Origin of the sequence: Agrobacterium tumefaciens, from assembly GCF_009649785.1 — a bacterium.
In the GTDB taxonomy this organism is placed as follows: Bacteria; Pseudomonadota; Alphaproteobacteria; order Rhizobiales; family Rhizobiaceae; genus Agrobacterium; species Agrobacterium tumefaciens.
This window is the reverse complement of the sequence record NZ_WJOK01000049.1, coordinates 1-11,714: the sequence shown is the minus strand read 5'-3', so window position 1 is coordinate 11,714 and position 11,714 is coordinate 1. Positions and strand designations below refer to the sequence as shown.

The window sequence follows — 11,714 nt, the reverse complement described above, 5'->3', positions numbered from 1 at the left end:
CGTCCAAAGGCCGCATTTGCAACGTCATAGCCCAACCCGATGTTCGCCCACCCGTAACGATCAAAAAAGGCTAACAGGTCGGCTCCCTTGTATAGCCACGACAGTGGATGGTTTTTAACGATCAGCTTGACCTGCAGTTCAGCTGCACGTCGCACCAAGATATCGAGAGAGTACCGGAAACCGTCGGTAAGCTTGTCGATACTCGTCGGGAAAACCGGATTTGACTTTCCTGGGTTGATGACGACGCCGAATGCGCCCCAGTCAGCCGCCAGTTCCAGTGCAGAGGCAACAACACCGCAAGAATAGTCGCGGCATTCGGGCGTAACAGCTGCAAGATTGAGGTCGAGATTTGGCTGGTTAAGGGTTTCGATGCGTATTTTTCGTGCTTCCAGAAGTCTTCCGACTGCCTTGCGCTCGGCTGCTGTGGAGGTACTCGGCCAGAAGTGGCCCGGGATCAGCATCATCTCGAAGCTGGAAAATCCCACATCAGCAAGATGTTCCAAGCATTCCAAAGCGGTGTAACGGTCCGTGTAGGAATAGGTGTTGACGGTATAAGGAGCGTTCGGCTGCATAATGTCGGATTCCTTTGGGCATGTTGGATGGGCCTACGCCAATGCGAAGTGCATCGCAGCGTCGTTGCCTAGTTGAACGGATACGTCGCCCGGCCCCGGAACCTCGATTGCACCACAGAGGCTCCCCGTCGTGATGATCGAGCCTGCTCTGAGCGCCGTTGCAGACCTCGATTGATTGTTCGCGTAATCGCGGAGCCAAGTGAGCGGATCTCTCGTCGGATGTTGTCCAGCAGCGTCAAAAGTGACTTGGCCGTTGAGCCTAATCTTGAGAGGTATGGTCGAACCGACCTGAAGCACAACTAAGGGCAGAGCTGGCCCTCGCACATACCCCATGTTTCCTAGGCGATCTGCCAGAAAGGCTGGGAAGGAAATGGTGCCGCCTTCCGAGATACCGCTCCAAACCAACTCAGCGCCAAGGTAGGCGTTTGAAATGGCTGTCTCGATCTCGGCCCGTTCATAAGACTTAGCCGTGCGAACAGGCAGATCCTGGCAAAGCTGAACGGCAATTTCTACCTCGATTTTCATACCTCTCCGCCAAGAAAGGGTCGCAGTGGGACCATCATTCAGATAGGGGTGTAGCGGAGCGGCGACGGGGTCGCCGCCAGGCGATTTTGCTACTTTCCAGGCGTGGAGGTCTGCTCCTTCCAGCTTCGACAACTGGCTCTGTACGTCGATCGCATCTTCAAGCGCTACGGGCGTTGACAGCAGCTTGCCTGTTGGTACCTGGCTTCCGTCATGACGGAGGTTGTATAGTTGCTGAGCCAATGTACTTATTTCGGGAGTAGCTAGAATAGAAGTCATGTCTCTCTCTCGGTTATTCCGACGGCGTATCTGGACGATGAAGGCATCCTATCGTCTGACGACCAGCGCTTTTAACGAAGGCGCGTTCGGCGACATATGCTGCTCAGAGAAAAATGCGCCGACCACATCCCTTAGGACGCCTGCTTGATCCGCTCGCGAAACCTTTCCGCCCCCTCCTGGATGTGGTCCAGAAGATCCATGACTGCCCAGTGCCGCTCGGCGATGTCATAATCCGTTACACGAGAATGGATGCTGTCAAACGTGCCGAGGCGCTTGTGCCAAACCTTGGCAAGGCCAGGATAGCCCATAGGTTCAGCCATCGCTGCGAGCGCCAGAAAGTTCTCAAGTTCGTGGCGCAGATCGCTGTCTTCCGAAGCGTGCTTGTAAAGCCAAGCGTAGAGGTCGGGGTGGATGTTGGTGAAGACGCCAGAGAAGCCCTTCGAACCGGCCCGTATAGCAGCGGCGGCGATGGCCGCATTGGCGTTAACAATCGCAAAGCCGGAATCGCCAGATAGTGCCACGCGTCGCTTTACGGTTTCGAGGTCGCATGAAACATCCTTTAGCGTTACGAAGCGGCCGGTGTCGCGGCATAGCTTGAATTCGTCATCGCTCAAGAGACGGCGATAGGGAGCCGGGCATTCGTATAGACCAAGGGCCAGGTCGCTCGGGAGCCAGCTCAATATCGCGTCGAGGCTTGAGCGAAATGCTTCTGTTCCTTCATTTTTTGTGTCGAGCCTGTTGCTGACCAAGACAAGCGCATCGATCCCTGTACCGGCCATGGCCACCAGTTCTGCGCGCTGATCAGCGGAGCTGTCGCTGATGTGTCCCGATGAGATCACCGGTACACGTCCGGCAGCCAGAGAGACCACTTTTTTCGAAAGTTCGACACGCTCTTCCAGCGACAGCTTCTGCATCTCGCTCGACTGGCAGACGGCAAAGAGGGTGTCAGCGCCATTCGAGATATACCATTCCACAAGTCGCTCCAGACCCTCCCAATCGATCCGATTATCCGGCGTGAACGGGGTAAGCATGACGGGGACAATACCTTGGGCTTGGATCTTCATGATGTACACTTTCTCTTGTTCCTGATTGTCAAAGTGGCGTTCCTGCTGGCAAACCTGCGGCAAAACCCGCCATCAAGCGGATTTGCGCCAGCAGCATGTCATTGCCGTCAGACACCGTTGCACCGGCCGCCTTGGCGGTGCGTAATAGCGCGGTTTCCTCGCTTAGGCTGGCGATATCGGCGATGAGCATGTCGGGCCGGATCGCGGAAGCCGGCATAGGGAATTTGCTATCTCCCTTGACGCCGATCGGGGATGCATTAATGACGATGTCGTAGTCCCAGCCTGCCGAACCATCGACGGCAACCGCGCATTCTTCACCGCGCAAAGTGTTGACCATTGCCGCAGTGAAGGCGACGGATTCTGCCGAGAGATCCATGAGATCGATCTTGGCAACACCTTCCTCAGCAAGTGCAAACGCGATCGTGCGGCCAGCTCCCCCAGCTCCGACAATCAGCACGCGAGCGCCGCGCAAACGCGACTTTGCCTCACCGAGACCATCAACAAACCCTATGCCATCGAACAGCGCACCGTTCATCTGCCCGTCCTCAGCGCGCTGGATGCAGTTAACGGCACCTACGGCCTTCGCCGTTGGCGTAAGCGTTGAACATTTTTTGGCCGCTGCGACCTTATGTGGGATCGTGGTGCTTATACCGCAGAGATTGGGTATGGCAGAAAATATATCCCAGGCTGCCGCGAAATGTTCAGCGGAAATCTGGAAGGGAACTGCGTAAATGTTCACCCCGGCAGCGGCGAAGATGGGATTGATCAGGCGCGGCGTTTGTACCTGGTGGATCGGATCACCAAACACAGCGTAGACGCGCGAGTTGCCGTCAAGGTTAGGGATATCAACCCGCATGATTTCGATCCACGTTGAACAGGTTGCGGCAGCGGTCGATGGCGATGTCCATCACCTCCGCCGGGTCGCGAGACCACCACTCGGTTGAGAAGATCTCCACTTCAACCGCTCCATCGTATCCGGCACGTCGCATCATCGAGTAGATGCCGCGCAGGTCTATAATCCCGTCGCCCATCATGCCTCGATCGGTTAGGACATGACGGGTAGGGATGAGCCAGTCGTTGACATGAAATCCAAAGAGCCGACCGGCGTGGCCTGCCCGCGCGATTTCGGCTTGCAATCGCTCATCCCACCAGCAGTGATAGACATCGACGACCACTCCTATGCCCGGTCCCAGCGCTTCGCACAGAGAATTTGCATGGGAGAGACTAGAGATGACGCTGCGGTCGCCCGTGACCATGGGATGGAGCGGCTCAATGGCGAGCTTCACGCCGATCTTTCGCGCGCTGTCGAGGACTTTACCAATTGTATCCTCAATACGTCGTCTTGCTGAAGCCAAGTCCTTTTCATTGCCCCGAAAGCCACCGGTAAACAGGAAGACATGGTCAGCCTCGAATTTCGCCGCCCGCTCGAGTTCCGCCTCAACCGAGTCATATGCATATTCATTTAACGGGCCCACACGATTGTATCCCGAGACCGTCATTCCAAAATCTTGCAAGACAGACAGGGCGTCGTTTTCGCCAACCTTGACAATCTCGTCTCCCCAGATGGAAACGGTATCAAGCCCGCGCTCCGAGCAGAGTCGAAGATAGGTCAACATATCTGCTCTCTCGCGCACCGTGGCGTGGTTGAAGACAATGTTCGTCATCGGCCCCTCTTAATTTTGAATATGAATGGTTGTGAGACCATGCTCGGTCGCGGGAACGGCGTCAGGGTCGAGTCGTCGATCACCAAACCGACGGTATTCTCACACCGAAGCAAGATCGGTCGGTTTCGCTCAAGCAGGTTTCCCCGGATAGCGACGAACCTCTGGCGCTAGCAACGGAGAAACATAACCACGGTCGGCTTCTTCGATGAGTGATCCCGGCGGAACAAGCGCGTCAATCTGGTCGAGCGTTGCGGACTGGAGGACTGTCTCAAAGCCCGCTTCCATGCTCTTGAACTGCTCAAGCGTGCGGGGACCAAGGATCACAGATGTCACAGCGGCGTGCGCCAGCGGGAACGCCTGAGCCATGTGCATAAGGGACACACCGGCCTCCATCGCAACGCCCTCAAGTTCCTGAAGCAATTCGAGTTTGCGCCTGTTACCCTCGCGTTGCATATCGAAGCGGGTTTGCAGGATTGGGTAGTGCTGTCCCCACTGTCCTTGGACGCGTTCAGCCCTGGATCCTGAGGGCACCGAGCCGTCAGCCTTGTATTTTCCAGTCAACCAGCCCCCATTCAGTGGGCTCCAGGCAGTGAAACCCATGCGGTAGTGTTGAACGGCGGGGAGGGTTTCTCTTTCCACGGCTCGTTGAAAAATCGAGTAAGGCGAGCTTTCATTGATAAATCGCGCCGTCTTGTTCAATCGGCTTACGGATTGTGTCTCCGCCAGATACCAGCTCGGCATTGTCGAGCAGCCGATGTAGCGAACCTTGCCTTGGGTCACCAGGTCGTTGAGAGCGCCGAGCGTTTCATCAAGATCGGTCTGAAGGTCAGGCCGATGCATTTGGTAGAGATCGATGTGATCCGTGTTCAACCTTCGCAGACTGTTCTCGACCTGTTTCATGATCCAGTAGCGTGACGCACCCTGTTCGTTGCGTCCTTCGCCAGCCGTCAAACGAAACTTGGTCGCAAGCACCACTTTGTCTCGACGGCCCGCAATCGCTTTGCCGACGATCTCCTCGGATTCACCATGGGAGTATGTGTCAGCCGTGTCGATGAAGTTGATGCCGCGATCGAGCGCGCTGTGCAAAATCTCGATGCATTCCTTCTCGTCAGTATTTCCATCAGATCCGTAGCTCATTGTGCCAAGCATGTACTCGCTGACCTGAACTCCAGTTCTTCCAAGGTATCGATATCTCATGGCGGATGCCTTCCATCGGTCTGAATGTGGTTTCACTGGTCAGGGTTTGCGCGCCACATATGAGTGCGTATGGCACAGCAGTACCCATCGGCTTTTCAGCCGCCGTTGAGCGAGACTGAGGCCACCTAAACCACCAGATTTTGCATCGAGGTTCCGACAACGACCGTGGATGGCCTTGTCAATGGGAGCTGGATGGCGGTTCACCGCCATCCAGCCGCGTTAGGAGGAGGCTAGCTACTGCGCCTTCGCGAGTGCTGCGTCATATCGTTCAATCAGTTCGTCGTAAGCATCTGCCGGCGATCCGTCCTTCAGGACCATTCTTTGGAAAGCTTCGCCCAAGATGGTGTGATAGTTTGTAATGATGGGGGAATAGGTCATAGCCTGACCCCGCTGTATAACAAGTTCAGACCAATTCTTCTGGTCTTTACCGGCGTCGCTCTGGAAGTATGGCGCATTGTACGCCGACTTACGCGATACGACTTCGCCACCCTCGGCTGCGAGAGCCTGCGCCTCTGGTGACACCATAAACTTTACAAAGGTCCAAGCAGCGTCTTGATTGGCGGATTTTTTATTGATCCCAATATTATAGCTGTAGACAGTCTGTTTATCGTTTGCCGAATACGCAGGCGCCGGAGCCCAGGCCAGGTCATCGCCGCCCACTTGGTTCTGAATCGTCTTGTAGCGATAGAGTCCAAACACCGCTGACGCTGCACCACCGGACCTGAGCGCATCATGCAACTCATTGTAGCCCATCTGTGCGCTGCGCAGCGGGGTTACGTTGCACTTCGTGTAAAAGCTTTTGATCGTCTCTGCTGCCTTGATGAACGACTCCTTTGAAAACGCGATCTTGCCTTCAGGGGTGAAGTATTCACCGCCCTGTTCAGGCAACATCGTGCCTAGGAAGAATTCTCCGAGCGCCTGGGCGCCACCAAGGCCGCCGGTGGCCCCAAGTGGAACAGCGAACGGGATAACGTCCGATTGGCCAAACTTGGCGCCCATCGCACACACTTCATCCCAGGTTGTCGGCGGCTTTACGCCGGCTTTCTCCAACATGCTCTTGCGATAGAACAGGATCGGAATACGAAAATCCTGGGGGATTACGAACAGCTTTCCGCCAATTCGTGCGTTTGAAAGGGGTAGGAGAAAGTCGTCCTCCGGAATGCCATCCTTCTTCACCAAATCATCGAGCTGAAGAAGATTTCCGGTGGCGACGAATTCTGGAACACCTTGTCCAGTGACGCGGATTACGTCGGGAGTCTGACTACCCGACTTAACCGCACGAGATGCCGTTGCCCCCGTCGAATCGACAAGTACCTCGACTTTGACGTCAGGGTTCTTCAACTGAAATGCATCAATGATTTTGGTCTGGGCTGCTGCCCGAGGGTCTTTCGCATTATTCGGATCCAAAAAGGTCTGGTAGACGATCTTAGTGGTTTGGGCGAAGGCTTGTGAAGCCGCGAATATAGACAGAGTAGTGCCGATGGCGAGTGCCGCCGACGTCTTAATCAGTTTCCGTTTCGATATGGTTTGCATGCGTCTTCCTCCCAGGTTGGACGTGGTGTGTGGATGTTTTGTTTAGATCGTCAGCCTTTCACTGCGCCAGCCGTTAGGCCGGAGATGAACCACTTCTGAACGAAGCCGAACATCAAGATTACCGGTGATGATGCGACTATTACGAAGGCCAACATGTACGACCAGGATATGCCGACGGCGTCAAAAACTTGATTGACAAGAGCAACTTGCAATGTCCTTTTGGCGACCTCAGGCGCGAACACCGCCACCGTGATATAGTCGTTCCACGTGGTGACGATACCGATTGTCGCGACAGCTGCGAGGCCTGGACGGATGAGAGGCAAGATCAAGCTCCATATGATCTGGAAACGGGAAGCGCCATCAATCATAGCGGAGTCCTCGATCTCAACTGGAACGGCTTCAACGAAGTTCGCGATGAACCAGACGGTTTGCGGAATAATTCTTGCTGAAAGAATGATCGTGACCACAACGCCACTATTGAGTAAGCCGATCTTCTCCAACAGATAATAAGTGGGAACTAGCAGCGCCACTCCTGGCACCATTGAGGTTCCGAGGATAACCAGCATAAGAGCCCTTTTGCCTTTGAAAGAAAAGCGGGCTGCGGCATATCCTCCTGGAATGCCAACCAGAAGAGCGATGATCACGGCTCCGACGGAGTAGGCTACAGAATTCCAGAGGTCGTTGATGAAAGAAGGGTCCTGGAAGACCTTTGTGTAGTTATCCAGCGTCGGTGACGAGGGCCAGAGAGTGGGCGGAATGACAACCGCTTCCACTTCCGTCTTGAACGACGTCGAAAAGGCCCAAAGCACTGGTCCGAGAACGATAATCGCAACAAGCAGGGATCCCAGGATCGCAGGTATCTGTCCGTTTGATCGGTTTGAGAGAGTATTACTCATATCTGATCCTATCCGGTAGCGCGGCCGGTCAGCCGGCTGTAAAGAGCACCTAGGGCAACGTTGATGATAAGGACGACAATCGAGACAACTGCAGTCGGTCCAATATTGACCGCCTGAACGGTTCCACGAAAAGCCTCGAAACTGAGCGTGGTCGTTGATCCCAGTGGCCCTCCGCCGGTCATGACAATGATTAGCGTCATCAAGGTCAGGTACATGATGGAAAGCGTCAGCGCGGTGCTTCCCAAGGTGGGAAGGATTTCGGTAAGCGTAACGTAGCGAAACTTCACGAACGCACCGCCGCCGTCGATCTCGACCGCTTCATAAAGTTCTTTCGGAATGGACTGCATGGCCGCTGTAGCCATCACCATGACATAGGGAAACGACCACCAAGCCGTGACGATAGTGATGAGGGGCAATGCCATACCTGGATCCCCTAGCATCAACCCCGGATCGATACCCAGCTTCTGGATCACATAGGGCACCGGCCCAAACGAGGGGTTGAGGAGCCAGAGCCAGATACTTCCGACGACCGACATGGACAGAGTCCAAGGGAAAAGGATGAACACCCGCAACGCAGAGCCGGTGACGCCCGCTCGGTTCAAAACCAGTGCCGAGGCCATGCCAAGGATTATGGCGCCGGCCAGAGAGCCCCCAACATAGGTCAGGGAAATTATCGTCGTGTCCCAGAACTCGGATGAGCGCAGCACTTCGACGTAATTGGCGAGACCGGTAAAGCCGACGAGCTCATAGTATTTTGTTTTCTGGAAGCTCAACCAGATCACGAAGATCGTCGGGTAGAGCGTGACAAGAAAGAGGATTAGTATCGCGGGTGTGAACCAGAGAAAGGGAGCCCAATTAAAGCGGTTAGGGCTTTCAGTGGCGTCCGTGACGTCGCTCGCCAGGTGCGCCGCGCTTTGAGTGGTGCTGACTTGCAGCGGTGGTATCGACATTCGATTAATTCCCCTGTGGCCGTATCAGACAGAGCGGGCGGCTTCGCGTCGTTAGGACAAGCGCTTGCCCGTGCTCTCGCTGAAGAGGTGGACGCGTGAAAGATCCGGAGCCACGGTGATGGTCTCTCCAACCTTCGGAAGAACGCGATCTCGGAATATGCAGACGATGGTTTGCGCGCCATGCCGAGCGATGATCTGGGTCTCGGAGCCGGTCGGTTCGACGACTGTCACGGTAAGTGGCAGTCCCTCGTCACTGATCGTGAGATGCTCAGGACGCACGCCGTAGATCACTTTCTCGGAGATGTCCGCCACGCCTGCAGGTAGAGGAAGCTTGTGTCCGTCCTCTAGAACGAACCGGCCTTCCTCCACTCGACCGTTGAGGAAGTTCATAGATGGCGATCCGATAAACCCGGCAACAAATACGTTGGCGGGGTAATCATACAGTTCAAGCGGCGCGCCGACTTGCTCGACGTAACCGTCGTGCATGACAACGATCTTATCGGCCATTGTCATTGCCTCGACCTGATCGTGGGTGACATAGACGGTGGTGGTTTTAAGCCGCTGATGCAGTTCCTTGATTTCGGCGCGCATTTGCACACGCAATTTCGCGTCCAGGTTCGAGAGCGGCTCATCGAACAGGAATACTTGCGGATTGCGAACAATCGCGCGACCCATCGCCACGCGCTGACGCTGGCCGCCTGACAGTTCGCGAGGGTAACGATCAAGGAGCTTCGTGAGACTGAGGATCTCTGCTGCGCGTTGAACGCGCGTCTCTCGTTCTTCCCGCGGAGCCTTTTTGAGCTTCAGCGAGAAACCCATGTTTTCCGCAACGGTCATATGCGGATAAAGGGCATAGTTCTGGAAGACCATGGCGATATCCCTGGCCTTCGGCGGGATGTCGTTAACGGTACGTCCGCCGATCTGGATCTCACCGCCCGTGATATTTTCAAGGCCCGCGATCATCCGCAACAGGGTTGATTTACCGCAACCCGAGGGTCCGACGAGAGTGACGAATTCCCCTTCTCGGATGTCGACAGACACACCGTGAAGCACCTTTACGGCGCCGTAAGCTTTACGAACGGCTTTCAGCTCAACATTAGCCAACTCTTTCCTCCTACCAACCACTTAAGCGGTCACCCGGCTCAGCGCGATCTCCCCGATTCGCTATCGGAACGTTATTCCATTAAGGAAAGCGGGTGTCAAGGAGGATCAGCGCGACTGTGGTGGCACTCGCAGCTAACGACGAACTTTAGATAATATTTCCAATGACTTGTGACTTGCTAGAAGCGTTCGCTTGCGGGCTGGGTGCGGCAATTCGATAAGGCCAAAGTTCAGAAAGTTCCTGTGCGGTGGCCTTCACCTGTTCCGCCAACTGCGGTAAAACAAGTGCCGAAAAGCGGTGTATAGGTCCTGCGATGCTCACCGTTCCAACAACCTGACCTCCCACGCGGATCACCGCTGCGACAGCGGCGACGCCCGGTTCAGCTTCTTCGATCGCAGTAGCCCATCCGCGTTCTTCGGTCTCATCCAAAGCCGCCGAGAAGGTCTGCCTGGAGGTGATGGCCCGCGGGCCGCCGAGGTCCGTTCGGCCCAGCCCGCTTGCCACGGCCCTGGCCAATGCTTCCTCGCGGTCCAATGTGGCCAACCATGCTTTGCCGTTGGCCGTCGTGTGCAATGGCACCTTTGCTACAAGTTCCGGCTGGTAAATCAGGCCGGACCGCATGCCCTGCGAATGTGATATCCACGTCAGACCGTCAGGATCAAGGATCGCGATCCTGCCCAGTCCCTTGGTATCGCTGGCCAATCGGTCCAGGATCGGCTGGCAGATGTCGGGGATCCGAGTCCCGGCTAGCAAACGCTGCCCCATGACAGCCAAACGCAACGAGAGTCGATAGAACCCATTCTCAGGATCCTGTTCGGCCCAACCAAGGTCACACAGACTGTTCAGCAAGCGATGCGCTGCGCTCTTAGGCACGTCCAGCCGGCGACTAATCTCGCCTAATGACAGTCCAGTAGCGTTCTCACTCAACAGCGTGATGAGGTCGAAACAACGATCGAGAAGGGATTTGACAAGTCGCATGATACCACGATATTCGGTTTATCGGAACGATATTCCAATAGCACTTAGAGGAAGGTTTCACAAGGAGCGGTTGGGAGCAGCGGTTGAGAAACCAGACCAAGCCTGGTCAGTGCATCTTGGCGAGGAATGCGCTGGATCCAATCATATTTGGTAGCCTTGATAAACCAGCAACCATGGAGTCGTGATGAGGATTGCAATATTTGACGTCAGCCATTGGCATTTTCCGCTATACATCCCCGCGCTCAAGGATTCTGGCATCGAAGTTGTTGGAATGTCGGACAGCGCTTCGTTTGCTGGCGCACGTTTTTCAAGTCTGCTTGACTGCAAGCTCTACGGTTCCAACGACGAACTCCTGAACGCGGACTTCGATTTCGCGCTCGTATTGAGCCGTCACTCAGACATGGCCGAGCTCGCTGAGCGGCTGATCTCCAAAGGCAAGCCTTTCTTGATTGAAAAACCATGCGGGCTGAACTTGATAGAAGTTCGTCGAATCCGCAAGTTGGCAGAGGAACGCGGCGTTTACGTGAGCGTGCCTTTTATCCAGCGCGTAAGTGAGCTGGCAGATCGTTTATCACCTGCCGCGGGTCTCACGCCCGACGGCTTTCAACATTTGTCCTTCAGGTTCATCGTAGGGTCGGTCGCACGGTACGAGCGGAATGGATGTGCCTGGATGCTGGAAAAGCACCACGCTGGGGGTGGGTCGATGCTTAATGTTGGCATTCACTTCATCGATCTGATCTCGACGCTTACGCAAAGCCCCATCATCCGTGTCGCTGGAGAGGTTCAGATTTACCGCCCTGACGTAACTGTTGACGAACAGGCAGTGTTTACCTGCCGAACTGCCGCAGGACAGATTGGGGTTATCGAGACTGGCTATTTGTACCCGTCGACGGCGGACGACCAGCGGGACTTTGCCTTCTCACTTTCCCATCGTGAACGCTACATTCGCGGATATGC

The 11,714-nt window shown here is 55.3% G+C and carries 12 protein-coding genes; 1 reads left to right on the top strand and 11 read right to left on the bottom strand.

All coding sequences use genetic code 11. From position 1 onward, the window contains the following. From GH784_RS26785 to GH784_RS26735, 11 genes are all read right to left on the bottom strand, one after another. On the bottom strand, positions 1-572 hold a 572-nt coding region (locus tag GH784_RS26785; RefSeq protein WP_153794025.1), incomplete at its 3' end, for a sugar phosphate isomerase/epimerase family protein. Positions 573-605: 33 nt separating this feature from the next. Beyond that, on the bottom strand, positions 606-1,373 hold the full coding sequence (locus GH784_RS26780) for a 2-keto-4-pentenoate hydratase (protein WP_153794024.1): 768 nt from the start codon (positions 1,371-1,373) through the stop codon (positions 606-608). A gap of 131 nt (positions 1,374-1,504) precedes the next feature. Continuing rightward, positions 1,505-2,437 carry a dihydrodipicolinate synthase family protein gene (locus tag GH784_RS26775; RefSeq protein WP_153794026.1) on the bottom strand — a complete coding sequence of 311 codons (933 nt, stop codon included), beginning with the start codon at positions 2,435-2,437 and terminating at the stop codon, positions 1,505-1,507. A 28-nt stretch (positions 2,438-2,465) separates the two neighbouring features. Beyond that, the gene (locus GH784_RS26770) at positions 2,466-3,293 is read right to left on the bottom strand and encodes a shikimate dehydrogenase family protein (protein WP_153794023.1); all 828 of its coding nucleotides are present in this window, start codon (positions 3,291-3,293) and stop codon (positions 2,466-2,468) included. Further along, a complete protein-coding gene (locus GH784_RS26765) occupies positions 3,283-4,101 on the bottom strand; it encodes a sugar phosphate isomerase/epimerase family protein (protein ID WP_153794022.1) in 819 nt (272 codons plus the stop codon). The genes GH784_RS26770 and GH784_RS26765 overlap by 11 nt, the downstream gene beginning before the upstream one ends. 129 nt (positions 4,102-4,230) lie before the next feature. After that, positions 4,231-5,298, bottom strand: coding sequence for an aldo/keto reductase (locus GH784_RS26760; RefSeq protein WP_153794021.1), 1,068 nt, complete (start codon positions 5,296-5,298; stop codon positions 4,231-4,233). Positions 5,299-5,532: 234 nt separating this feature from the next. Further along, positions 5,533-6,831 (bottom strand): ABC transporter substrate-binding protein, encoded by a 1,299-nt coding sequence (locus tag GH784_RS26755; protein ID WP_153794020.1) that lies wholly within the window; start codon positions 6,829-6,831, stop codon positions 5,533-5,535. Between the two features lie 50 nt (positions 6,832-6,881). Further along, positions 6,882-7,727: a carbohydrate ABC transporter permease gene (locus GH784_RS26750; RefSeq protein ID WP_153794019.1), complete on the bottom strand. Its 846-nt coding sequence runs from the start codon at positions 7,725-7,727 to the stop codon at positions 6,882-6,884. Positions 7,728-7,735: 8 nt separating this feature from the next. Next, positions 7,736-8,677, bottom strand: a complete 942-nt coding sequence (locus GH784_RS26745; protein ID WP_153794018.1) for a carbohydrate ABC transporter permease — start codon at positions 8,675-8,677, stop codon at positions 7,736-7,738. Between the two features lie 51 nt (positions 8,678-8,728). After that, positions 8,729-9,781, bottom strand: a complete 1,053-nt coding sequence (locus GH784_RS26740; RefSeq protein ID WP_153794017.1) for an ABC transporter ATP-binding protein — start codon at positions 9,779-9,781, stop codon at positions 8,729-8,731. 145 nt (positions 9,782-9,926) lie between these two features. Next, positions 9,927-10,757, bottom strand: a complete 831-nt coding sequence (locus GH784_RS26735; protein ID WP_153794016.1) for an IclR family transcriptional regulator — start codon at positions 10,755-10,757, stop codon at positions 9,927-9,929. Between the two features lie 184 nt (positions 10,758-10,941). On the opposite strand from GH784_RS26735, the gene GH784_RS26730 reads away from it, so the two are divergent. After that, positions 10,942-11,714, top strand: a 773-nt coding sequence (locus GH784_RS26730; RefSeq protein ID WP_153794015.1) for a Gfo/Idh/MocA family protein, incomplete at its 3' end; no start/stop codon positions are given.